Source organism: Brevibacillus sp. HB1.3 (assembly GCF_013186635.1).
Lineage (GTDB): Bacteria > Bacillota > Bacilli > Brevibacillales > Brevibacillaceae > Brevibacillus > Brevibacillus brevis_D.
In genome coordinates this window covers 112,360-136,856 of the sequence record NZ_JABMIT010000002.1, presented here as the reverse complement: position 1 = coordinate 136,856, position 24,497 = coordinate 112,360, and the positions used below count along the sequence as shown (strand labels likewise).

The following is a 24,497-nucleotide window of genomic DNA, read 5'->3' as shown; positions in this document are numbered from 1 at the left end:
AGGTGGTGAAAACGAGTGGCTAAAGGAATACGTGAGATTCGACGCAGTATCAAAAGTAAAAAAGATATGCGCCAAATCACGAAAGCGATGAAAATGGTGGCGGCTGCAAAGCTTCGCCGTAACCAGGATAAAGCTGAGGCGGCACGCCCGTATGCTGACAAGATCCAAGAAGTGATCGCAAGCATCGCGAGTGGGACTTCTGGTTCCAAGCATCCAATGTTGCAAAATCGTCCGGTGAAAAAGACTGGTTATATTGTCATCACTTCTGACCGTGGACTTGCTGGGGGTTACAATGCCAACATTCTCCGTAAAGTGGTAAATACCATTAACGAGAAGCACAAGTCCAAGGATGAATACGGTATTTTTGTGATTGGCCGCAAAGGTCGTGACTTCTTCAGCAAACGGAACTACCCGCTTTTGGATGAAGTGACAAGTCTACCAACCAGCCCAGCCTTTGCTGATATCAAGAAAATTGCCGGTGCAGCAGTCCAAATGTTCGAGAACGAGCAGATTGACGAACTGTACCTGTGCTACAACAAGTTCCAAAGTGCAATTTCGCAAATACCTACCGTAAAACAATTGCTGCCATTGGAAGCTCCCGAGAGCAACAATGCGCGCGCAATCAATTACGAGTATGAGCCGTCCTCGGAAGAAGTATTGGCGGACCTGTTGCCGAAATATGCGGAAACACTGGTTTACAGTGCACTTCTCGAAGCAAAAGCTTCTGAAGAAGGTTCCCGTATGACTGCAATGGGCAACGCGACAGACAATGCTACGGATATGATCAACCGTTTAACGTTGAGCTACAACCGTGCTCGTCAGGCAGCCATTACACAAGAGATTTCCGAGATCGTTGCAGGTGCAAACGCACAGGCTTAGTGGCAGCGAATAGCTCCCAATTTAGCTTTACAGGAGGGAAGAAGTAAGATGGCGAATGGACGTGTGGTTCAGGTAATGGGTCCGGTTGTTGACGTCGAGTTCGACCGCGGACACCTGCCTGCCATTTACAATGCGATCAAGATTCAACATAAAGCACAAAGTGCCGGTGAGCGCGACATCGACTTGACTGTTGAGGTTGCTACTCATTTGGGCGATAACTTGGTTCGTACCGTTGCAATGTCTTCCACTGACGGTTTGGTTCGTGGTATGGAAGCAGTTGATACCGGTGCAGCTATCTCCGTTCCAGTGGGTGCAATCACCCTCGGACGCGTATTTAACGTATTGGGTGAGCCGATCGACCTGCAAGAACTCGGTCAAGTAGATCGTCGTGACCCAATTCACCGTAAAGCTCCTGAGTTCGTAGACCAAGCAACGACTGTTGAGATCCTGGAAACAGGTATCAAAGTTATTGACCTCTTGGCTCCGTACATCAAGGGTGGTAAGATCGGTCTGTTTGGTGGTGCGGGTGTAGGTAAAACCGTTACTATTCAAGAGCTGATCAACAACATCGCGCAAGAGCACGGTGGTATTTCCGTATTCGCTGGTGTAGGTGAGCGTACCCGTGAAGGTAACGACCTGTACCACGAGATGAAAGACGCAGGCGTACTGCCGAAAACCGCGATGGTATTCGGTCAGATGAACGAACCGCCTGGTGCACGTCTTCGTGTAGCGTTGACTGGTCTGACTATGGCGGAATACTTCCGTGATGAAGAAGGCCGCGACGTTCTTCTCTTTGTTGATAACATCTTCCGCTTTACTCAAGCGGGTTCCGAAGTTTCTGCTCTCTTGGGCCGTATGCCATCTGCGGTAGGTTACCAACCAACATTGGCTACCGAAATGGGTCAGCTGCAAGAGCGTATTACTTCCACGAAAAAAGGTTCCGTAACGTCCATTCAAGCGATCTACGTACCAGCGGATGACTACACTGACCCGGCTCCTGCTACTACGTTTGCTCACTTGGACGCTACAACGAACTTGGAGCGTTCCATCGCTGAGTTGGGTATCTTCCCTGCGGTAGACCCACTCGCGTCCACTTCCCGTGCTCTGGCTCCTGATATTGTAGGACAAGAACACTATGATGTGGCTCGTAGCGTTCAAAAAATCCTGCAACGTTACAAAGAACTGCAAGATATCATTGCGATTCTCGGTATGGACGAGTTGAGCGACGACGACAAGCAAGTAGTTGGACGCGCACGCCGCATTCAACGTTTCTTGTCCCAGTCCTTCCACGTTGCCGAGCAGTTCACTGGTAACCCAGGCCAATACGTGCCATTGAAGGAAACTGTTCGCAGCTTCAAGGAAATCCTCGAAGGTAAGCATGACCACCTGCCAGAGGGCGCGTTCCTGTACGTAGGTACAATTGAAGAAGCGGTAGAAAAAGCGAAGAAAATGGCGTAAGACACCCTGGAAAGGGGAGACGAGTAAGTGAGTAAGATGACAGTTGAAGTCGTAACTCCTGAACGGGTTGTCTACAGCGGTCAGGCTGAAATGGTGATTGCTCGCGGCTTGCAAGGGGAAATCGGTATTATGCCGAACCACATGCCGTTGGTAACCCCGCTGAAAACAGCGCCAGTTCGGATTAAGACAGAAGGCGATAAAGAAGTAAAGATGGCTGTAAGCGGCGGCTTCATGGAAGTGCGCGGCGATAAAGTGACCATCCTTGCTGAAACGGCTGAATTGCCGGGAGACATCGATGTTGAACGCGCGAAGGCAGCGAAAGAGCGTGCTGAAAAGCGTTTGACTGAGAAATATGCCGAGCTCGACGTCAAGCGTGCAGAACGCGCGCTGCAACGTGCGATGGCACGTCTCGACGTATCGAAGTAAAGCGTAAGCTTGATATCCCCGCGCCCATGTGGCTGCGGGGATTTTTCGGTTATAGGGTAATGAATGATGAGCCATGGAAATCGGGCATGATATTTCCAGTTGGTAATTGCCTAATGTTTCTGTGTATAATAGACCTAATGCCCTGCCGACGAGCTACGTTATCATGATAAACAGCGGGAAAAAGCGGCATTGGCTATTGGGATTAAAGGAGAGTGTAATTGATGCAAACCGTTCGCGATATCCGCCACAATCAAGATGGCGTAGTGATTCCTAGCAGCTTTGCGGCTAATGGCTGGACAAGCGTGCTATCTCATGAAATGAATGTTCTTTTCCAAGCAATGTGCTATGTGGTAACGAAGCATGAGTCTAAAGAAGAGATGAGAAAAGCTCTGGACGAGTTCGATGCATTGAAAGGCACATTCACCGAGCCTGTTCAAGAAGGCTTTAAGTCTGAAGAGGATTTTAAAGGCTATGTAAACCTCTTGAACAGATTCAAAGCGTTCATGAGCCGTTCCGAATATGCATATCCGACATCTCTTGACGAAGCGATTGAGCTTTTCGTGAAGTGGGGTCTGGTAATCGATAATGGAGATGCTTGGGATGTACCAGTTTATCCATTCCCAGATGCATCTGAGTTGTTCAAGCTGAGTGAAGCAGAATCTCTTGCGTTGGCTCATATTAAATTGGAAGCATTGGTTCATCCGATGTTTAGCCGCCTTGTGATGAAGCTGCACGAGCAAGAAGAAAATACGTTCAGCATGTCCAAAGCAGAAATGAAGCAATTGCTGAACACCAATGACCAAATGCTGGCAGAGGTTCTGATCAAGCTGACTCCATATATGGAAGAAGCGATTGAAAATATGCTGGAAATCCCAGAAGACGAGAAGATGAACTTCACGATTGTATGGGAGCGCATTTACGAGGATTTCCTCGGACAGCAATTTTCTAACAATGTTCAATAATTAAGAGAATAACAGGGCCAGACGGGCATATTCGTTTGGTCATCATACTATGCTGGAAAAACTCAGGGGGAAATCTCTGAGTTTTTTCCCTTTATATGGCACAAAAGGAAGGCTTTCGTTAGACACCCTATTGGCAATTTGCTATAATGATAAAGGTATTTTTTTCTAGCAACACTGGTTCAAAAGACGTCTTTTCAGCATCGAGAAAGTTTCGATCTCGAATCAGCTTTCAGGACTACTTCGTGATCAAAAGACGACTATTGAACACCCCCTAGCAGTATCATTAGCGACAGCGTTCATACCTACACCTTTGATGCTGCGAGCAGTACCTTTTGAGGGAGTCTCGACTTCTTCTGGAGGACAGCGCAAGACGATTCATACCTTTCTCAAGAGCGGAGGGAACGTGGGTGAGTGACATCTATACCAACAATTATGTGATTGTCGCGATCTTTTTGATTCTTGGTGTGCTGTTGCCCGTGGCTACAGTCAGTTTTGTTGGTCCATTACTTCGTCCAAAGAAACCGACACGGGAGAAGCAAACTACTTATGAAAGCGGTAACATTCCTGTTGGTGACAGTTGGGTGCGTTTCAACGTGAAGTATTACATCTTTGCCCTCATGTTTGTCATCTTTGATGTAGAAACACTCTTTCTGTATCCGTGGGCCGTCGCTTACAAAGAACTGGGGCTCTTTGCCTTAGTCGAGATGGTCATATTTATATCCTTGCTCGTCGTAGGATTGATTTACGCGTGGAGAAAGAAGGTGCTGGAATGGAACTAGACCTGACAAGCATTGCGCCTGAATTGCAAGAGGAATTGAATCGCAACGTCATGTTCACGACATTGGAAACAGTGAAGGGATGGGTTCGCAGTAACTCATTGTGGCCATTAACTTTTGGCTTGGCCTGTTGCGCAATCGAGATGATGGGAACGGGTGGGGCGCGTTATGACCTCGACCGGTTTGGCGTTATTTTTCGAGCATCCCCAAGACAATCTGATGTCATGATCGTAGCCGGAACCGTCACGAAAAAGATGGCCCCACTGCTGCGCAGGCTGTATGATCAAATGCCTGAACCAAAGTGGGTGATTGCTATGGGCTCCTGTGCGACAGCGGGAGGTCCGTACGTGCGCTCGTACAGCGTTGTAAAAGGTGTAGACCAGATTGTGCCTGTCGACGTATATATTCCGGGTTGTCCGCCTAACCCTGCCGCTTTGATCTACGGAATCAATAAGCTCCAAGAAAAAATCCGTTACGAAGCGAAGACTGGGAAGCAGGTGACCAATCTATGAGCGACGAGAAACGCAAGCCGACGCCGGAGGAAAAGGCAGCAGCCGCGGCTGAAGCCCGTGCCAAGGCGGAAGCTTTGCGAAAATTAAGAGAACAGGAAGCGCAGGCTTCCCAAGAGGCGAGCCCAGTGGGGGCATCGCAAGAGCCACAAGAGGAAGTCTCTGCTCCGGAACCGAAACCAAAACCAGTGTCTGAAATGACGCCGGAAGAAAAAGCCGCAGCCAAGAAAGCAGCAGCAGCTGAAGCGATCGCCAAGGCAAAAGCTGCGAAGGAACAGGCTGAAGCTACTCCACCGCCAGCAAAGCCAGTGTCTGAAATGACGCCTGAGGAAAAAGCCGCAGCCAAGAAAGCAGCAGCGGCTGAAGCGATTGCCAAGGCAAAAGCTGCGAAGGAACAGGCTGAAGTTACTCCACCGCCAGCAAAGCCAGTGTCTGAAATGACGCCTGAGGAAAAAGCCGCAGCCAAGAAAGCAGCAGCGGCTGAAGCGATTGCCAAGGCAAAAGCGGCGAAGGAACAGGCGGAAGTTACTCCACCGCCAGCAAAGCCAGTGACTGAAATGACGCCTGAGGAAAAAGCCGCAGCCAAGAAAGCGGCTGCCGCAGAAGCACTAGCCAAGGCAAAAGCTGCGAAGGAAGCAAAAGAAGCCGCGGAAAATGGAGCAGATACAGCTGATTCCGCTCCAGATGCGGATGCCAAGGCGAAGGCCGCCGCTGCCGCAAAAGCCAAGGCTGCCGCAGCAGCGGCTGCTAAGGCAAAAGCCGCTCGTGAAGCAGGCGGCGATGAATCCGCTGATGACGATGCCAAGGCGAAGGCCGCCGCTGCCGCAAAAGCCAAAGCAGCAGCCGCAGCAGCAGCGAAGGCAAAAGCAACACAAGCAACTGGGGATGAGACCCCGGCAGAGGAAGCGCCGAAAGCGCCTTCCAAAAACCAGCCCTATCTTGATAAATACGTTTCACGAATTTCCGAAGCATTTGGACAGGAAGTCATCGAGGCTTCGTATATTAACGAGCTAGGTAAGGAAGTTCCGACTCTCACCATTCAAAATGAACGTTGGCATCAAGTTGCCCAATTTTTAAGAGATGATGAGCAATTGAGTTTTGAGTACCTGTCCGATCTTCACGGTGTCGATTACGAGGATCGCCTGGAGGTGTACTACCACTTTTATTCCTACAAAAATCGTCAAAGCCTGGCAGTAAAGGTCAAAACGAGCAGAGAAGATTCCAAAGTTGCTTCTGTAATGGACCTTTGGCATGGCGCAAATTGGAATGAAAGAGAGACTTTTGACCTTTTGGGTATTCATTTCCCGGGACATAAGGATTTACGTCGAATCCTGTTACCGGATGATTGGGTAGGGTATCCGCTGCGCAAAGATTATGTGCAATACGACGAGGAGGTTTAGCAGATGAACCATAACATCCTCACGACTCATGTTGATACCTCTTCTGAAACAGGACTTCGTACGGAAGAGATGTTATTAAACGTAGGTCCACAGCATCCGAGTACACACGGAGTATTTCGTTTGGTAGTAAAAATCGATGGGGAAACCATTAAAGAAGCGATTCCGGTGATGGGCTACCTGCATCGAGGTACAGAGAAACTGGCAGAAAACTTGACCTATACGCAAATTATTCCTTATACAGACCGTATGGACTACGTGTCCGCCATGACCAACAACTACGTTCTCTGTCACGCAGTAGAAACGATGATGGGGTTGGAGATTCCAGAACGTGCTCAGTTTTTACGATTGATCGCAATGGAGTTGAACCGGGTGGCGAGCCATTTGGTTTGGTGGGGAACGTTTCTTTTGGATATTGGTGCGATGGGGCCCTTCCTATATGCATTCCGTGATCGGGAGACGATCCTGGATTTGTTTAATGAACTGTGCGGGGCGCGGATGACCTTTAACTACATGCGCGTAGGCGGAGTGAAATGGGATGCACCTCCAGGCTGGACAGACAAAGCCAAAGAATTTGTCCAATATATGAAGAAGGAATTGAATAACTACCATCAGCTAGTGACGGGTAACGAGATTTTTATTAACCGTCTCAATGGAATCGGCAAGTTCGATACAAAAACTGCGTTGGATTACTCGCTATCAGGTGTCATGCTCCGTTCGACAGGTGTCAAATGGGACCTGCGCAAGGACGAACCGTATTGCATTTATGATCGTTTTGAATTTGATGTGCCAACAGCGACTGAGGGAGATTGCATGGCGCGCTATCATCTGCGCATGGCTGAAATTGAACAATCTCTGCGAATTCTGGAGCAGGCATTGGAGCAATTTCCGAGTGAAGGCGAAGTCATGGGCAAAGTACCACGTGTGATTCGCCCGCCTGCTGGGGAGACATATGTGCGCATCGAGTCACCGCGGGGAGAAATTGGTTGTTACATTGCCAGTCAAGGTAAGGATAAACCGTGGAGATTGAAGTTTAGACGGCCTTCGTTTACCAATCTGCAAATTCTGCCTAAGCTGTTGCAGGGGGAAAACCTCTCGAACATGGTTGCCATCCTGGGCAGTATCGACATCGTGCTCGGGGAGGTTGACTGTTGATGAATACTCTCTTGCAGCAAGCACCCTCATGGGGGACCACACTTTGGTTTATCATAGCCGCAGTATTACTGCTTGCCGTCGTGTTGGGATTCGTTACGTACGCTATTTACTTCGAGCGTAAAGTGATTGGGTGGATGCAGCTGCGCATCGGGCCGAATCGAGTAGGACCATTGGGACTTCTCCAGACGGTTGCGGATGTTGCCAAGCTGCTATTAAAGGAAGATATTCGTCCGCAACATGCTGACAAAGCGTTGTTCACTCTAGCACCAATATTGGCCTACGCCCCTGCTTTTGCCGTATTGGCGGTCATGCCTTTTACGGACAGCATTCGGTTCGCTGATCTGGGAATAGGGCTGTTGTACTACATCGCCTTGTCTGGGATCACCGTATTAGGTGTGATCACGGCTGGCTGGGCCTCGAATAATAAGTACTCGCTGATCGGGGGTCTCCGCTCCGCTGCGCAGATGATCAGCTATGAAGTTCCGCTGGTCATGTCCGTGGTGGGTGTCGTTCTATTGACGGGCAGCATGAATCTCAAAGATATTGTCAACGCGCAGCAGGATGTCTGGAATATTGTTCCGCAGTTTATCGGATTTGTTGTATTTATCATTGCTGCCCAGGCCGAGCTGAATCGTACGCCGTTTGACTTGCCGGAAGCAGAGTCGGAGCTCGTTGGCGGTTATCACGTCGAGTACTCCGGTTTCCGTTTTGCGATGTTCATGCTGGCGGAGTATGTATATATGTTCGGGATGGGTGCCTTGATTACGATTCTCTTTTTTGGTGGATGGTTGCCGATTCATCCATCGCTGGATTTCATTCCGGGAATCGTTTGGTTTATCCTTAAATTTTCTGTTTACGTCTTCCTCCAGTTTTGGATTCGCGCCACGATGCCGCGCTTACGTGTCGATCAACTGATGTCGTTTGCTTGGAAAGTGCTGTTGCCCGTGGCATTGTTCAACATCCTGCTTACAGCTGTAGTGGTTTCTTACCAAAATGGCATGTTCTAGTAGCGACTTGATCGAAAACGACTACGTCCCACTGTTTTCATAGCGCAGGCTTCGCCATAGGCTTGCTTCGTCAAAAGCTAGCTTTCGTCAAAAACGTGGTGCAGCCAAGTTCTCAAATCCTGAGGGGTGACACACATGCTAGGACTGGCCAAAGGCCTGGGGTATACATTTAAAAAGCTCACGGAGAAAAAAGTAACCCATTTCTATCCGGATGTGCCCTTTCCAATGCCGCCTCGTTTTCGCGGTATTCAGCACTTTTCTCCTGAAAAATGCATCGTCTGCAACCAATGCGCACGTATTTGTCCGACGGAGTGCATTCAACTGACAGGGAAGCCCCATCCTGATCCGGAGAAAAAGGGAAAGATTATCGATACGTATGATATCAATTTTGAGTTGTGCATTTTATGTGATCTGTGTACAGAGGTTTGTCCCACTGAAGCGATTGTGATGACAAACAACTTCGAACTGGCTGCCTATAGCCGGGACGAATTGTACAAGAACTTGAAGTGGCTCGACGACAACAATACGAACGTCAGGGAGGAGAATTAGTATGACAGGCGAATTCGTTGCCTTTTTTATCCTGTCCCTTCTGACGATCGGTGGCGCGGTGTTCATGATCAGCTTTACGCGCGTCGTTCACATGGTCATCTCATTGGGTGTTACGTTTATCAGCATTGCAGGTCTGTTTGTTTTGCTGGGAGCGGAGTTCGTCGGGGTCGCACAAATTCTGGTTTATTCAGGGGCTATCTCCATTTTGATGCTTTTTGGAATCATGCTGACCAAGCATGATGCGAACGATGAGGGAACAGGCCGGACATGGAAAAACCGTTTTATCCTGCTCTTCGTAATCGTTCTGTTCGGGTTATTGTTCTGGGGTGTGCAAAACACACCGTGGCCTGCGCCACCACCGCCTGTAGATGCTCCTGTAGACAATGCAAAAGAAATCGGTATCGAAGTATTCACCAAATTCGTCATACCATTTGAGCTATTGTCTGTTCTGTTGTTGGTCGCGTTGGTTGGTGCGATCATCATGGCGAAAAAGGAGGGGGATAACGAATGACAGTAAGCATTTCCTCCTACTTAATGGTCGCTCTGATTCTCTTTTGTGTAGGCCTGTACGGCGCATTGACGAAGCGAAATGCAGTCGTCGTCTTGATATCAATCGAGCTAATGCTGAATGCTGTAAATATTAACCTGGTCGCCTTTTCCAAATTCGGATTGTATCCATCTGTGACGGGACAAATCTTTACCTTGTTTACGATGACGGTTGCAGCTGCCGAGGTTGCCGTAGGGCTAGCGATTCTGATTGCGCTGTACCGCAACAAGGAGACCGTGAATGTAGACGAAATGGACCAAATGAAACGATAAGAGGGAAACCTGAAAAGGAGGACAAAGATGGATACTCTAATGCACTATGCCTGGCTGATCCCTCTGTTTCCGCTTCTTGCTTTCATCGTGATCGTCTCATTTGGTCGCCAATTGAAAGAAGGAGCGGCCATAGTGGGCATTACCCTGACGGCTGTTTCTTTTGGAATCGCAGTGCTCATCTTCTGGGAGAGATTCCAGGGTGGGGGAACTGATTACAATTATGTGATTGATTGGCTGCATATCGGCGATATCGTGATCAACATGGGATTTGAAGTGAATCCACTAAATGCCATGATGCTCGTCATTGTGACATTGGTCAGTCTGTTGGTCCAAATCTATTCCAAAGGCTACATGCATGGGGATGAACGCTTTCCAGTGTTTTATCAATACCTGGCGCTGTTCACGTTCTCTATGCTGGGACTAGTCATCTCGCCAAATTTGTTGCAAGTATATATTTTCTGGGAGCTGGTCGGGGTATGCTCCTTCCTGCTCGTTGGCTACTACTACTTCAAGAATGAGGCAAAAGCGGCTGCCAAAAAGGCTTTTATCGTTACACGCATCGGGGATCTGGGTCTGTTCATCGGGATATGTCTGTTGTTCTGGTGGACCGGAAGCTTCGAGTACGGGGCGATTTTTGAGAGTATCGCACTCGGACGATTGGAACCATGGATGATTACGCTCGCGGCGATCCTCATTTTCATTGGAGCCATGGGAAAATCAGGTCAATTTCCGCTTCATACGTGGTTACCTGATGCCATGGAAGGTCCAACACCTGTGTCTGCATTAATTCACGCGGCAACGATGGTCGCGGCTGGTGTTTATTTGGTCGCTGCTACCTATCCGTTGTTTATCGCATCCGATACGGCTTTGACAGTTGTGGCGTATGTAGGAGGATTCACCGCCATATTTGCAGCTTCGATCGGCCTGACCCAACGGGATATCAAGCGTGTCTTGGCTTATTCCACAGTCAGTCAGCTCGGATACATGATGCTGGCATTGGGTGTAGCCGGAGCTGCTGGTTATGTAGCAGGTTCCTTCCATTTGATGACGCACGCGTTTTTCAAAGCATTGCTCTTCCTTGGAGCAGGTAGTGTCATCCATGCCGTACATACGCAGAATGTATTCGAAATGGGTGGCTTGTGGAAAAAGATGCCGATTACCGCTTTGACTTTCTTAATCGGTTGCTTGGCGATTGCGGGGATCTTTCCGTTCGCTGGTTTCTGGTCGAAAGAAGCGATTTTGGGGGCTGTTTACGGAGCGCATCGCTACGATTTACTGTTCATCGCGCTGCTCGCAGCATTTTTTACCGCATTCTATATGTTCCGTCTGTTCTTCCTGACATTTGCAGGGAAGGCACGTGGCAAGCACGAAGCGCACGAATCTCCAGGAGTCATGACAGGCCCGCTCTTGGTCTTGGCATTGCTTGCGGTTGTTGCGGGCTTTGTGAATACACCGTACGCGCCATTACTCTCTGATTGGTTGTTGGCAACGCAAACAGGGACGGCGATCACGAGCATATTTGGGGAAGGCAGTGAGCACGCGGCAGCTTGGTTGCAGATTGTGGCACTGTTGATCTCTATTCTCGGAGTCGTGTTGGCTTATCTGATGTACGGCAAGAAATCCATCTCCTCGGACACGATTCCAGAAACAATGCCTTGGCTCTATCAGCTCTCATACAAGAAGTACTACATCGATGAGCTGTATCACAACGTCATTGTTCGTCCACTTGGCTGGATTGGATTCGTCCTGGATGTATTTGATAAGTACATTGTGGATGGTTTGGTTGGATTGACAGCAAAAATTACCCAAGGAATCGGATCCTTGCACGCAAGAGTACAAAGTGGACAGATTCAGTCCTATGGGGCAATGGTCATATTCGGTCTGTTACTATTGATCATCGCCATCAGTTTGACGGCCAAGGGAGGTGGACTCTTTGGGTAATATCCTTTTGTCATCACTGGTGTTCTCTCCGCTGCTGGCGATTATCGTCATGGCTTTTATCCCCAGTCGACATGCAGGTGTGATCAAGCAGGTCGGGATTTATGGAACGTTGCCGGCACTTATCTTGGCAGGTTGGATGTTCGGCATGTTTAATTACGAGACAGCCAATCTGCAGTTCGTAGAAAAGCACAGTTGGATTTCGATTCCGATTGGAATGGCTCAGGCAGGTACAGTCTTTGCTTTTGAGATCAACTATGAACTCGGTATAGATGGTATTTCGATGCCATTGATTTTGCTGACGGCGATTATCGGTACTCTCGCAGCAATTGCTTCGTGGCAGATCAAGAAGAGGCAGAAGGAGTATTTTATCCTGTTTCACCTGCTGTTGATCGGTATGTTGGGAGTCTTTGCTGCAGACAATCTGTTTTTGTTCTTCATTTTCTTTGAGCTGACACTTGTACCGATGTACTTCCTCATCGGGATTTGGGGATATGGAGAGCGCGAACAAGCAGCGAACAAATTCCTGTTGTATAACGGAATCGGTTCAGGGATCATGCTGCTGGCTTTCATCGTGATCTTTGTCATCATGCGGACGCTCAATATCGATGAAATAACGGCGATCCTGACAACACCAGGGCATCCGATAACCGAAATCCTTACGCCGGAAATGCGTTTTGGCATCTTCCTGGTGCTATTTATCGCTTTTGCGATCAAGCTGCCAGTATTTCCGTTCCATACGTGGATGCTACGCGTTCACGTACAGGCTCCACCTTCTATCGTCATGATTCACTCCGGTATTTTGCTGAAGATGGGGGCGTACGGTCTTTTGCGGATGGGAATCGGCTTCTTCCCAGAGCAGGCCTATGACTTCTCTACGTGGATAGCCGTTTTGGGGATTATCAACATTTTGTATGGGGCTGTGTTGGCCTTCGTACAAAAGGATTTAAAAATGGTGCTGGCTTACTCCAGTATCAGCCATATGGGTATCGTCTTGCTCGGTTTCGCATCGATGAACACGATCGGGTTTCAGGGCGCGATGTTCCAGGTGGTATCGCACGGCTTTATCTCAGCACTGCTCTTCTTCTTGATCGGTGTCATTTGGGATCGGACGCAGACATCGATGCTCGACGATTTGGGCGGTTTAGCCAAATCCATGCCGTTTGTCAGCGGCGTGTTGTTGGCAGGCGGGATGGCTTCACTCGGACTTCCGGGCATGTCCGGATTCATTAGTGAGTTCTTTGCCTTCCTCGGTCTGTTTGGTCGTTTGCCAGTAATGGCAGCAGTGGGAGCGATCGGGATTGTCCTCACCGCGGCTTATTTACTCAGAGCGATCTTGAAAACGACTTTTGGCCCTATTCCGGGTAGATGTACAGGACTTGCTGATGCACAGCCGATGGAGGTCATTCCGATGGTAGTCCTATTGGGTTGTATTATTCTCATCGGGGTTTATCCGGCAGTTCTGGGGAATCCGATGCAGCAGGCGCTGAAAACGATCGTACCTATCGTAACGGGAATAGGAGGGTAATCCATGGAGGTTAAAGATATTTTCTCATATGACTGGAGCTACCTTCTGCCCGAGTTTATCATTCTTGGCTTTGCGACCTTTTTATCACTGCTGGACCTTTTTGCGGGCAAGCGCCTTGGCAAGCAGGTCATCGGTTGGCTATCCTTCCTGGGAACGGTCATAGCGGCGATCTTTGTGTTTGTCAATATGAATGCTCTCGATAAGCCATACAGCTACATGATCGACATGATCCGGATCGATGATTACGGTAATGCGTTCAAGCTGATTTTCCTAGCAGGGACAGCTTTTGCCATTCTCATCTCGTTGTCCTATCTGAAAGCAGGAGAAGTCCAGCACAGAGGCGAGTACTACTATTTGCTGCTGACCGGGCTTCTCGGAGCTATGGTCATGGCTTCGTCGGCTGACTTGATTACCTTGTTCGTGGGACTGGAGCTATTGTCTCTCTCATCCTATGTACTGGTCGGATTGCGAAAAAAATCGCGGCTTTCCAACGAGTCGGCGTTCAAATACGTCGTTTCGGGAAGTATTGCCACGGCTGTGCTCCTGTTTGGGATGTCGTACGTATACGGACTTGCGGGAACCACACATATTTATGAAATCTCATTCCGGTTGGCTGAAGCGGGAATGGCGGGCTATCAGTTCCTCGTCTATACGGCGTTTGCATTTCTCGCAGTAGGTCTTGCATTCAAAATATCCGCAGCGCCTAACCACATGTGGGCGCCAGATGTCTATCAGGGTGCTCCTACCCCGGTCACTGCATTCCTGGCAGTTGTGTCAAAAGCAGCAGGGTTCGCGCTGATCTTTCGCGTGATGATGATCTCGTTTTTCAACGTTTCCGATGGAACGGGATCAGGACGGTTCTTTTTCGAAGAGGGAAGCCTCTATCTGGGGTTGATGGCAGCCGCCTCGATGATTATTGGGAACACGATGGCGCTCAGGCAGACAAACGTCAAGCGTATGATGGCTTATTCAGGTATTGCGCAAGCGGGCTATTTGCTCGTGCCGTTTGTACCGCCGACCTCTCTCTTTTTCAGCGAGGTAATCTTCTATCTGTTCGGTTACTTGCTGGTCAGCTTTGGGGCTTTCGCTGTGATTATGGTTGTATCTCGTGAGCAAGAGACAGAGGATTTGAAAGGATTCGCCGGATTGTATCATCGCTCACCAGTGATGGCCATTGCGATGAGCATCTTCCTCTTGTCCTTGGCAGGTATCCCGATTACGGTTGGCTTCTTCGGGAAGTTCTATCTGTTCATGGGTACATTAGTGGTAGAAAACTACTGGCTGGCGGCCATTATGATCATCACCAGCGTCATTTCCTACTACTACTACTTTGGGATTATTCGTCAAATGTACATGCGTCCTGGGACAACCGAAGCACCGATGGTTGTGCCAAAAGGTATTTGGACGTTTATTCTCATCATGGCAATCGCTACCGTATTCTTCGGTGCTTTCCCGGGTCTGGTCACCGACTATATCCAGATTCATTTCAATCCGTCCTTTGATTTTGGGAACATGCTCTCTCCCAGCGCTCAGTGATACTCGTAACTGAATAGCACTTCAGGTACAATAGAAGGGATGGCTCGTGATCGGGCCGTCCTTTTTCTATGATTCTCGGTTGGGCAATGAGGAGGTAACGAGCATGTCACAAGAAGTATATGGCTTGTTGAGCATCATTTTATCGATTGCGTTTATTGGGCTCGCTTGGTGGGCGTTGCAATCCTTCCGCTTCGATAAGATTTTGAAAAAGCCAAATGGTGCTCAGGCGAAGCTGTTGCAAATTATTCTTTCCATTGTGATTGGATATGAAGTGTCCCGCTTTTTCCTTGATTACTTGGGCTGGTCCCTGACATTCGGGAATTTGTTCAACTAAATACCCAAAGACGACGATTCGCTGGTATATCCACCCAGCTACATGTACAAAATGAGAAGTACAAAGAGATACATGTAAGCATAGGGAGAGGATATCAATGGGGAAATGGTCTGGTTGGTGCGTGCTGGCTCTATTGCTCGTGATGGGGGCCGTGTATTGGATGCCTGCAGAAGCAAAGGAAGAAAAGCCGGTTGTGACAGAAATGATGAAAGCACTAGAAGAGTCGGGCGCAACGGGTGTATCGGTTCAGGTACGTATGCGTACGGCGATGGGAGAAGGCTTGCTTCCTGAACAAGTAAAAGAGTTGGCGACGAAATGGGCACAACAACTTGAGATTCCGTTTTCCCCAAGCGAACAATCGCGTAAACACAACATACTCGCATATAGGACTACATACACACAAAACGGCGTGGATCTGAGCTACGAGGTGACAGGAGTGCCTAAAAATGGAGCATTTTCTGTATATCTAGTACTTCAGTTATCTGGAAACCGTGATTCGCTACTATATATTGGACAAGTACAGGAAACCTTCACGAATGCCCTACAAAGCGCCGACTTTATTCCGCAAATTAGCACTTGTATTCGCGGATTGTACAATGTTAAGATGGGTGTTGACCAACAGGAGGGTAAAATATTGTCGATTTTTGGTACTCTCCAGGCAACAGAATTAGAACGTTTGCAAGATGAGACGGTTGTCAGCATTTCAGGGTATACCCCTATGTGGGAATCATTCATCGCGTTAAACGGTCAAAAGATGAATCTACAGGTGGCTACGCATCGTGACAGCCATTCTGGAACATGGATTACGGTAGGTACACCAATCATCACTGTGGAATATTAGCACGCGGAGGGGTACACATTGGATAAAATTATTGTCCGTGGTGGTAAGGCATTGGCTGGAAATGTAAAAGTATCTGGCGCCAAAAATGCCGTACTCCCTATTATTGCAGCATCTATCTTGGCAGAAGAAGGGACTTGCGTCATCTCAGACGTACCAGGCCTCGACGATGTCCGGACGATATGCGACCTTTTGAAATCGATGGGAATCTCCCTTACATATGATCATGAAGTGCTGACGATCGATGCTTCCAAGCTTACGAGTGTAGAAGCGTCCTATGAACTGGTCCGCAAAATGCGCGCATCTTTCCTCGTGATGGGGCCGCTTTTAGCCAGAAAAGGACAAGCTCGTGTCGCTCTTCCGGGTGGATGTGCTATCGGTACACGCCCGATCGACCAGCACCTAAAAGGGTTTGAGGCTATGGGAGCCAAAATCGAAATCGGACAAGGGTTTATTGAAGCGACGGTAGAAGGACGATTGAAGGGTGCGAAAATCTACCTGGATATCGCTAGCGTCGGTGCAACAGAAAATATTATGATGGCCGCTGCTTTGGCAGAGGGAACCACATTGATCGAAAATGCGGCAGAAGAGCCGGAGATCGTTGATTTGGCGAACTTCCTGAACAGAATGGGAGCAAAAATCCGCGGTGCGGGTACAGGTTCAATCCGCATCGAAGGCGTGGAAAAGATGAAGGGCTGCACACATTGTGTCATTCCTGACCGCATTGAAGCAGGTACTTTCATGGTGGCTGCAGCGATTACTGGTGGGGATGTCTTTGTGGAAGGTGCGATTTGCGATCATCTCAAATCCGTGACCGCCAAGCTTCGTGAAATGGGCGTAGATATTGAGGAGCAAGAAAACGGCATTCGTGTACGCCGCACAGGCCCACTGAAAGCAGTTGACCTCAAAACGCTGCCATACCCTGGCTTCCCGACGGATATGCAGTCGCAAATGATGGCGCTTTTGCTTGTTTCAGAAGGAACGAGCATTGTGACCGAAACAGTATTTGAGAACCGCTTCATGCACGTGGAAGAGTTCCGTCGCATGAATGCAAACATCAAGATCGAAGGCCGCAGTGCCATCGTCGAAGGCGGTTCCAAGCTGACAGGCAGCAAGGTAGCAGCAACTGACTTGCGTGCGGGTGCAGCACTTGTACTGGCTGGGCTCGTATCGGAGGGAGAGACTGAGGTTTCTGCCCTGCACCATATTGACCGTGGCTACGTGAACTTTACGGAAAAGCTGCTGGCTTTGGGAGCAGATGTAGAACGCGTGGTTCCAGAAGAAAAGGCTCGTGAAAAAGCAGTTTCCGAAACCATCAAAGTAAGCTTCTCTCCTAATTTTGCTTGATAAATGCGTCAACCATATGGCAAAACGAAAGATTCTCTGCGTATGCAGGGGGTCTTTTTTTCGTTCTCTCGACTCTCTCATTCTCTCGTTCTACCGCTCTGTTGCAGGACATAGACTTTAGTAGGTTATTTAAGACTTTTCGTGTCTAGTACGTAACGGGGAGGATCTCTTGCATGAAACGCTATCTACTCATGTGGTTTATTGCTTTGCCGATCTTGCTCGTCCTCATGCCTGCTGCTCTGGTCTTTTGGTTTTCACCAGAAATAAGCCCTGTCAGTCAGCCTACTGTGGCCGTCCCGGAGCCTGCCATACCGGCGATGAAGGAATCAGCTTCCACTCTGCCGGTTAAGGTGTACCGTACAGAAAAGAAGGCCGTGGAAACATTGCCGCTAGAAACGTATATTACGGGAGTCGTAGCGGCGGAAATGCCAGCCGAGTTCGAGCTGGAGGCTTTAAAAGCACAGGCGTTAGCGGCCAGGACCTATATCGTGCGCCGTTTAAAAGAGGGCAAGTTTGATGATGTGCCATCAGGCGGTCAGGTCTTGGATACGGTGCAGCATCAAGTCTATATGGATGAAAAGCAGCGGCGTGAACGTTGGGGAGACCAGTACGAATGGAAAAACAAACGCATCCAGCAAGCAGTGAGGGCGACAGCAGGGGTTATCTTGACCTATCAGAATGAGCCAATTGACGCGACGTTTTTCTCCACCAGTAATGGTTTTACAGAGAACTCGGATGAATATTGGGAAAAGCCCATTCCTTATTTGAAGAGCGTTGCGAGTCCTTGGGATATTCAGTCTCCTCGTTATGAGGAAACGGTCGTCCTGTCCACGGTGGAGCTAGAAAAGAATTTGGGCGTCAAGCTCACGCAGGAGGCTTCTACCAGTGGTTCCTGGTATCGGATCGAATCGCGTACAACCGGAAATCGCGTAGGAACTATCAGCATTGGCGGCAAGGAATTTACTGGACGAGAGTTTCGTGAAAAGCTCAATTTGAATTCTTCCTCCTTTACGTTGGACTTGCGTGGCAATCAGGTCTTCATAACGACCAAAGGGTACGGTCATGGTGTCGGGATGAGCCAGTGGGGAGCAAATGGAATGGCCAAAAGCGGCAAAAGCGCGGAGCAAATCGTCAAACACTTCTATCAAGGAGTTAGTCTGCAAGAGTATAAAAGAGTAATCTCCGCCTAAAAGAAAAGCAAATTTTTACTTTTCCCTACTCTCTCAGGTTTATACGCCAAAATTCTGGCGATACTGAGGGATGAGGTGATGAATAAAATGGAAGATCAAAAAAATCAAAATCAACCGATTCCATTCAAGAAGGCAAGTTCTTGGAAAAAAGTTTTGGGCAAGAAATGGGCGTTTCCTGCAATCTACATCGGCACCGCAGCAATCATTCTCGCTTTTGTGATGTGGTATCAGGGCAATGTCATGGACACGGTATCCAAAATGACGAATGGCACGGATGGCGTGGCAGTGACAACTCCTACAGCTCCTGAGACGACTACACCGCAAAACGAAGAAGCGGTACCTGCTACAAGTGGCGTACAACCACTCGCTTGGCCAGTAGGAAAAGGCGTACAGTACAATGTGGGCATGAACTACTACGATGAGAAAGCCTCCAAGGAAAATCAGCAAAAAGCATTGGTAAGCTTCGACAACACCTTCTATCCGCACACAGGTATTGACCTCGTATCCACGGATGGAAAGGGCTTTGATGTCATTGCAGCTCTTGCGGGTAAAGTAGTAAAAGTGGTGAACGATCCACTTGTCGGCAACGAGATTGAGATTGAGCACGCTGGCAAAATGATTACGGTATATCAAAGTATGGAAAGCGTTACAGTCAAACCAGGCGATGAAGTGACACAAGGTCAAGTAATCGGGTCTGCTGGACGCAACACCTTTGAAAAAGACGCTGGCGCACATCTTCACTTTGAAGTTCGCATCGATAACAAGCCTGTCAATCCAGAGCAATACTTGATTCAGGCTGATACGGAAGTAAAAAATCAATAACCAATGAATGTAGAAAAACACCTGCAAACAACAACAATTGCAGGTGTTTTTTTGCATGTAGTACAAACTGTTGAAAAAAGATGCGGCCGTGCTGGCTTGTCAGGCTTGGAAACGTAGAATATGTGTCCCTACGCACCCATATATTGTATCAGACAATGTAGATACAAGGAGGCGAGTAATGTGCACGACTACATCAAAGAGCGGACCATCAAAATCGGCCGATATATTGTAGAGACAAGAAATACGGTTCGGATGATCGCTAAAGAGTTCGGTGTTTCGAAAAGTACTGTGCACAAGGACTTGACTGAGCGGCTGCCTGAGATAAATCCAGAGTTGGCGAACCAGGTTAAGGAAATTTTGGAATACCACAAAGCCATCAGACATCTTCGTGGGGGCGAAGCGACCAAAATTAAGTACAAACGACGTAGTAAAAAAGTACGAGTAGAACAGGAGGAGAGTGTGTAAGAAAGAATTTCCTTGTCCTCTCACGTAGAAGAGCCTATGATATTAGGTAGAAATGTAACTGGTAATCAGGGAGGACCTTTCATGTTTGGCAAAGATATCGGAATCGACTTGGGCACGGCCAATGTCTTGGTTTTTGTAAAAGGCAAGGGAATTGTCCTAGACGAACCATCTGTCGTGGCAATAGATAGTAAAACCAGAAAAGTTTTGGCCGTAGGAAATGAAGCCTATCGCATGGTAGGCCGCACCCCGGGAAATATCGTAGCGATCCGACCTTTGCGAGAAGGGGTTATCGCGGATTTTGAAATCACAGAGGCCATGCTGAAGCACTTCTTAAACAAAATTGGTGGAAAAAGCATGTTTGCCCGTCCGCGCATTTTGATTTGCTGCCCGACCAACATCACCTCTGTTGAGCAAAAGGCAATTCGTGAAGCGGCTGAGCGCAGCGGTGGAGCAAGAGAAGTATTTATTGAAGAAGAACCGAAAGTTGCCGCAGTTGGGGCAGGTATGGACATTTTTCAGCCGTCGGGTAATATGGTAGTGGATATCGGTGGGGGAACGACCGATGTAGCGGTATTGTCGATGGGCGATATTGTTACGTCTTCCTCCATTAAAATAGCAGGCGATACATTCGATGTGGCTATTATGCGTTACATAAAAAATAAATACAAATTGCTAATTGGAGAGCGTACGGCTGAAGATATCAAGGTTCAGATTGGAACCGTATCCGGCGGACGCCAGGACGAAATGGACATTCGGGGTCGAGACATGGTAAGCGGCTTGCCGCAAACGATTACCATTCGCTCCAATGAAGTCCAGGAAGCCCTGGCTGAGTCGGTGAGTGCAATTGTACAAGCTTCAAAATCTGTTTTAGAACGAACACCTCCGGAGCTTTCTGCCGATATAATTGATAAGGGTGTTTTCCTGACCGGTGGCGGCGCATTATTGCACGGTATTGACGAGATTCTGGCAGAGGAGCTGAAGGTTCCTGTGCTGGTAGCGGACGAGCCAATGATGTGCGTTGCAAAAGGAACAGGAATGATGCTGGACTATTTGGACAAGATGCCGGCTCACTCGAATAAGCGATTATTCAGGGGGTAAGATTTACGTGATCAGAGGCTTGTATACGTCTGCATCTGGCATGCTGGCTTTGCAAAACAGGCAAGAATCGCTGGCGAACAATTTAGCAAATATCAATACACCCGGGTTCAAGCAGGACGTGGGTGTCATGCGTGCATTTCCAGAGCAATTGCTCTCGCGCATGAATGATCATGAGGGACTGGATGTTCCGGGCATCCCTACTATGCCTGGACAGCCTGCCATTATCGGGCGTTTAAACACAGGGGTTTACATGTCGGAGGCGCTACCGAATTTTGCGCAGGGGGATATTGAAGAGACACGCAATCCGTATGATCTTGCGTTGATGGACAATATCCAGCCAGATCAGAATGGCAATGAGCGGCGGTTGTTTTACAGTGTGGCGCGGATTGATGAAGCGGATTTGGCTCAGCCTGTGCAAGAAGAGGATATTCGCTACACGCGGAATGGCAACTGGAGCGTGAATAACGCTGGTTATCTGGTGAATGCGGAAGGGTATTATGTGCTGGATAATCAGAACCAAGCAATTAGAATCAATACGAACGATGCAAGTAATGCACAGCCTAACGAAAATGCCGGCAAGAATGTAAAGATTGATGAAAAAGGCAAGCTGTGGAATGAGTACTTCGACAGTGGAAGAGGCGAAACAATACTCGATGATATGAACATTGAGCTTGGATTGAATGTTATTACAGACCCTTCTAAGCTGTTGAGGGAAGGCAATAACGTCTTTCGCTACGAAGGCGATTTTGCCATTCAGGGAATACAAGCAGCGGAACAAGACGACCAGGATGCCCTTACTAGAGGAGACTACGATGTTTCCAAAGTTAAGGGACGCTATGGAACGCAACAGGGATGGCGGGAACGCTCCAATGTAGATCCAGCGCAAACGATGACGAGCATGATGAGTGTTTTGCGAGCCTATGAAGCCAACCAAAGAGTAATTACCACGATCGATGGTACGTTGGACAAGGCTGCTAATGAAATTGGTCGAGTAAACGGATAATAGGAGGGGAAAAGGATGCAATCACTAAATATCTCTACATCAGCCATGCGTGGGATCCAGCAAGCATTGGACAACACAGCAAACAATCTTGCTAACATAGATTCTGCTGGTTATCAGCGTCGAGTCGCATCGTTCTCTGAACTACTTTCCGATTCAATGAACGAGCAGCCAGCAGAAGACAACGTGAATCGAAATTCCCCTAAAGGGATTCGAATCGGTAGCGGTGCGCACCTTGGCATGTCCAAATTGGATCTCTCGCCAGGGGCAGTCAAGGTTACTGATGTACCAACTGACTTGATGATTGAGGGCGACGGATATTTTGCTGTCAGCCGTCGAACCATGGTAAATGGAAACCTTGAAGAAAAGTTCTATTTTACTCGCGACGGGAATTTTAAATTAAGTGAGTATGGTGCTGATCCTACTGATCCTAATAAAGAATTTGTTTTAACTAATTCTAATGGAGATTTTCTCATTGGAGATAATGGGGAACCTATTACGATCCCTGATCCAACAAAGCCTTTTACCATCAATTCTGATGGTGGCATCGTAGTCGGTGATAATCCGAATCCGATCAATACCATTCAGGTTTGGAAAGTAAATAATCCAGATCAGTTGGAGCAAGTAGGTAAAAATTTGTTTGATGCTGAGCTTGACACGGCTACTAAACCAGATGCTAAATATGTCAACGCCATAAATGAAGGTATCGCTAAAATTCGCCAAGGCGCACTGGAAGGCTCCAACGTCAGCATGACAGAAGAAATGTCTCAACTGGTGAACATTCAGCGTGCGTATCAATTGAACTCACGTGCAATCGGCATCAGTGATCAAATGATGGGTATTGCCAACCAACTGAGAAGCAGATAAACCCATATCATTTCAACATGACGGAGGAGAGGAGCATGGAACAAGGGAAGAGCAAACGTTTCCCGCGTCAGACCGAAGAGGTTAAGTCAAAAGCAAGAGAGCGGGAACGGAGCGGCAAAAATTGGCGGCTGAGAGTTGCCAAGATGGTGCTGGTCCCACTCCTGCTGTTTTTCTCACTGGTCATTGGTCTAATGATCGGATACGGTGGGGTTGGCAAGAAGCCAATGTCTGATGTATTCGATCCAGGAACCTACAAACATATGTGGGATTTAATGTTTGAAGATACGTAAAAACGAAGCTGGACAAGCCCGAACCTATGGTTGGGGCTCCTATTTTTTCGAGGACTTGTTGTGGTGTTTGTCCACAGAGTATAATAGGGCGAGTGGTTGAAAAAGGAAGTGACGATTTGAATACGGAGGGATGATGTCCGTGAATCTTCCTAATTTGCTTACGATCTTTCGCATCGTGCTCATCCCTTTGTACCTGTATGTCTTTTTTTCGGAGTTTCCGTATCATGTTGAAATCGCTTTAGGCATTTTGATTTTGGCGGGAGTGACCGATGTTGCGGACGGGTACATCGCGCGGAAGCATAAGCTTGTGACCACCATCGGAATGATGTTAGATCCTCTGGCAGATAAATTAATGATGCTGGCAGTCATCGCCTCATTATTTTTGACGGATCGAATCAGTGTATGGGCCGCCCTGTTTTTCTTTGTGCGCGATCTGGCCATGATAGTAACAGGAGCTGTTTACCATTTCCGTGGCAAAAAAACTGTCCCGGCAAATGCCTATGGCAAGCTGACAACCGTGCTTTTGTATCTGGTCATTCCGCTCGTTATGTATCGTTATGAGTACAGTGAAGCGATACTTTGGTCGGTTATAGCGTTCTCATTTATTGCGAGTGCGATTTATCTGGCAAAGGCTCGATTATTGAACCGCGTGTAAGGGTTCCTGCACGTTGAAAAAGAGCACTTCCGCTTTTGGGAGGAAGTGCCCCTTTTATCTTAATCCCGCTTGTCCGTTTAACTGGGGCGGGAGTTATGTATATTGTTTCGTTGGTCAAAGGGTATTCATGCATAGACAAGTCTAGTTAAGTATGGAAATGGAGCGATACATAATGGAAATCAAAGCGCCTTTGGATATTATGCAAATTCAGGAAATTATCCCGCACCGTTACCCGTTTTTGTTGGTAGACAAAATTGAAGAGCTGGAGTTAGGGAAAAGAGCAGTTGGAATTAAAAATGTCACGGTAAATGAACCGTTTTTCCAAGGCCATTTTCCTGGTTATCCAGTCATGCCTGGTGTCCTTATTGTGGAAGCGTTGGCACAGGTTGGGGCAGTAGCGATGCTCAGCATGGAGGAACATCAAGGAAAAATCGGACTGTTTGCAGGCATTGATGAATTCCGTTTCAAAGATCAGGTGAAGCCGGGAGATACGCTGGTACTAGAGGTTGAGCTTACTCGTGTACGTGGTACCGTCGGCAAAGGGCATGGAAGAGCACTGGTAAATGGGAAAGTAGTAGCAGAGGGTGGATTAATGTTTGCCCTGACGGCAGGAAATAAGGCACATTCATGATCATCTTGAATGTGTCTTTCT

Annotated in this window: 27 protein-coding genes; all 27 read left to right on the top strand. The window is 48.1% G+C overall.

Annotation, left to right across the window (positions count from 1 at the left end):
• Positions 1-15: 15 nt before the first annotated feature.
• The 27 genes from atpG (at position 16) to fabZ (ending at position 24,476) form a co-directional block, all read left to right on the top strand.
• Entirely contained in the window at positions 16-879 is an 864-nt protein-coding gene (atpG, locus tag HPY31_RS05325) for an ATP synthase F1 subunit gamma (protein WP_142497987.1), read from the top strand.
• Positions 880-927: 48 nt separating this feature from the next.
• Positions 928-2,337, top strand: coding sequence for a F0F1 ATP synthase subunit beta (gene atpD / locus HPY31_RS05320; RefSeq protein WP_015893618.1), 1,410 nt, complete (start codon positions 928-930; stop codon positions 2,335-2,337).
• Between the two features lie 27 nt (positions 2,338-2,364).
• Positions 2,365-2,763: a F0F1 ATP synthase subunit epsilon gene (locus HPY31_RS05315; protein ID WP_016740192.1), complete on the top strand. Its 399-nt coding sequence runs from the start codon at positions 2,365-2,367 to the stop codon at positions 2,761-2,763.
• Between the two features lie 221 nt (positions 2,764-2,984).
• On the top strand, positions 2,985-3,725 hold the full coding sequence (locus HPY31_RS05310; RefSeq protein WP_016740193.1) for a DUF6042 family protein: 741 nt from the start codon (positions 2,985-2,987) through the stop codon (positions 3,723-3,725).
• A gap of 407 nt (positions 3,726-4,132) precedes the next feature.
• Positions 4,133-4,504, top strand: coding sequence for an NADH-quinone oxidoreductase subunit A (locus tag HPY31_RS05305; RefSeq protein ID WP_015893615.1), 372 nt, complete (start codon positions 4,133-4,135; stop codon positions 4,502-4,504).
• Positions 4,495-5,013, top strand: coding sequence for a NuoB/complex I 20 kDa subunit family protein (locus HPY31_RS05300; RefSeq protein WP_007725455.1), 519 nt, complete (start codon positions 4,495-4,497; stop codon positions 5,011-5,013). The genes HPY31_RS05305 and HPY31_RS05300 overlap by 10 nt, the downstream gene beginning before the upstream one ends.
• On the top strand, positions 5,010-6,410 hold the full coding sequence (locus HPY31_RS05295) for an NADH-quinone oxidoreductase subunit C (protein WP_172139161.1): 1,401 nt from the start codon (positions 5,010-5,012) through the stop codon (positions 6,408-6,410). The genes HPY31_RS05300 and HPY31_RS05295 overlap by 4 nt, the downstream gene beginning before the upstream one ends.
• Before the next feature lie 3 nt (positions 6,411-6,413).
• Positions 6,414-7,562, top strand: a complete 1,149-nt coding sequence (locus tag HPY31_RS05290) for an NADH-quinone oxidoreductase subunit D (protein WP_016740195.1) — start codon at positions 6,414-6,416, stop codon at positions 7,560-7,562.
• Complete coding sequence (gene nuoH, locus HPY31_RS05285) at positions 7,559-8,569, top strand: NADH-quinone oxidoreductase subunit NuoH (RefSeq protein ID WP_172139159.1); 1,011 nt, start codon at positions 7,559-7,561, stop codon at positions 8,567-8,569. The genes HPY31_RS05290 and nuoH overlap by 4 nt, the downstream gene beginning before the upstream one ends.
• Positions 8,570-8,704: 135 nt before the next feature.
• Positions 8,705-9,118, top strand: coding sequence for an NADH-quinone oxidoreductase subunit NuoI (gene nuoI / locus HPY31_RS05280; RefSeq protein WP_007722093.1), 414 nt, complete (start codon positions 8,705-8,707; stop codon positions 9,116-9,118).
• A gap of 1 nt (position 9,119) precedes the next feature.
• Positions 9,120-9,629: an NADH-quinone oxidoreductase subunit J gene (locus tag HPY31_RS05275; protein ID WP_087341729.1), complete on the top strand. Its 510-nt coding sequence runs from the start codon at positions 9,120-9,122 to the stop codon at positions 9,627-9,629.
• Entirely contained in the window at positions 9,626-9,937 is a 312-nt protein-coding gene (gene nuoK / locus HPY31_RS05270) for an NADH-quinone oxidoreductase subunit NuoK (protein WP_172139157.1), read from the top strand. Before HPY31_RS05275 ends, nuoK begins: the two co-directional genes overlap by 4 nt.
• A gap of 27 nt (positions 9,938-9,964) precedes the next feature.
• Entirely contained in the window at positions 9,965-11,878 is a 1,914-nt protein-coding gene (nuoL, locus tag HPY31_RS05265; RefSeq protein ID WP_172139155.1) for an NADH-quinone oxidoreductase subunit L, read from the top strand.
• Positions 11,871-13,403, top strand: coding sequence for a complex I subunit 4 family protein (locus tag HPY31_RS05260; protein ID WP_172139153.1), 1,533 nt, complete (start codon positions 11,871-11,873; stop codon positions 13,401-13,403). Before nuoL ends, HPY31_RS05260 begins: the two co-directional genes overlap by 8 nt.
• Positions 13,404-13,406: 3 nt before the next feature.
• The gene (gene nuoN / locus HPY31_RS05255) at positions 13,407-14,939 is read left to right on the top strand and encodes an NADH-quinone oxidoreductase subunit NuoN (protein WP_172139151.1); all 1,533 of its coding nucleotides are present in this window, start codon (positions 13,407-13,409) and stop codon (positions 14,937-14,939) included.
• A gap of 103 nt (positions 14,940-15,042) precedes the next feature.
• Positions 15,043-15,273 carry a DUF1146 family protein gene (locus tag HPY31_RS05250; protein ID WP_172139149.1) on the top strand — a complete coding sequence of 77 codons (231 nt, stop codon included), beginning with the start codon at positions 15,043-15,045 and terminating at the stop codon, positions 15,271-15,273.
• 97 nt (positions 15,274-15,370) lie between these two features.
• Entirely contained in the window at positions 15,371-16,114 is a 744-nt protein-coding gene (locus HPY31_RS05245; protein WP_172139147.1) for a YwmB family TATA-box binding protein, read from the top strand.
• Between the two features lie 18 nt (positions 16,115-16,132).
• A complete protein-coding gene (gene murA / locus HPY31_RS05240; RefSeq protein WP_016740202.1) occupies positions 16,133-17,458 on the top strand; it encodes a UDP-N-acetylglucosamine 1-carboxyvinyltransferase in 1,326 nt (441 codons plus the stop codon).
• A 173-nt stretch (positions 17,459-17,631) separates the two neighbouring features.
• Positions 17,632-18,648, top strand: a complete 1,017-nt coding sequence (gene spoIID / locus HPY31_RS05235) for a stage II sporulation protein D (protein ID WP_172139145.1) — start codon at positions 17,632-17,634, stop codon at positions 18,646-18,648.
• An 87-nt stretch (positions 18,649-18,735) separates the two neighbouring features.
• The gene (locus HPY31_RS05230) at positions 18,736-19,470 is read left to right on the top strand and encodes a M23 family metallopeptidase (RefSeq protein ID WP_172139143.1); all 735 of its coding nucleotides are present in this window, start codon (positions 18,736-18,738) and stop codon (positions 19,468-19,470) included.
• Positions 19,471-19,650: 180 nt separating this feature from the next.
• Positions 19,651-19,935 (top strand): sporulation transcriptional regulator SpoIIID, encoded by a 285-nt coding sequence (spoIIID, locus tag HPY31_RS05225; RefSeq protein WP_003388385.1) that lies wholly within the window; start codon positions 19,651-19,653, stop codon positions 19,933-19,935.
• An 81-nt stretch (positions 19,936-20,016) separates the two neighbouring features.
• The gene (gene mreB, locus HPY31_RS05220) at positions 20,017-21,033 is read left to right on the top strand and encodes a rod shape-determining protein (protein ID WP_015893600.1); all 1,017 of its coding nucleotides are present in this window, start codon (positions 20,017-20,019) and stop codon (positions 21,031-21,033) included.
• A gap of 7 nt (positions 21,034-21,040) precedes the next feature.
• Positions 21,041-22,036 (top strand): flagellar hook-basal body protein, encoded by a 996-nt coding sequence (locus tag HPY31_RS05215; RefSeq protein ID WP_172139141.1) that lies wholly within the window; start codon positions 21,041-21,043, stop codon positions 22,034-22,036.
• A gap of 15 nt (positions 22,037-22,051) precedes the next feature.
• On the top strand, positions 22,052-22,900 hold the full coding sequence (locus HPY31_RS05210; protein ID WP_172139139.1) for a flagellar hook-basal body protein: 849 nt from the start codon (positions 22,052-22,054) through the stop codon (positions 22,898-22,900).
• A 35-nt stretch (positions 22,901-22,935) separates the two neighbouring features.
• Positions 22,936-23,190 (top strand): DNA-directed RNA polymerase subunit beta, encoded by a 255-nt coding sequence (locus tag HPY31_RS05205; RefSeq protein ID WP_015893597.1) that lies wholly within the window; start codon positions 22,936-22,938, stop codon positions 23,188-23,190.
• A 133-nt stretch (positions 23,191-23,323) separates the two neighbouring features.
• Positions 23,324-23,845: a CDP-alcohol phosphatidyltransferase family protein gene (locus HPY31_RS05200; RefSeq protein ID WP_015893596.1), complete on the top strand. Its 522-nt coding sequence runs from the start codon at positions 23,324-23,326 to the stop codon at positions 23,843-23,845.
• A gap of 172 nt (positions 23,846-24,017) precedes the next feature.
• Positions 24,018-24,476, top strand: coding sequence for a 3-hydroxyacyl-ACP dehydratase FabZ (fabZ, locus tag HPY31_RS05195; RefSeq protein WP_172139137.1), 459 nt, complete (start codon positions 24,018-24,020; stop codon positions 24,474-24,476).
• The last annotated feature ends 21 nt before the right edge of the window (positions 24,477-24,497 follow it).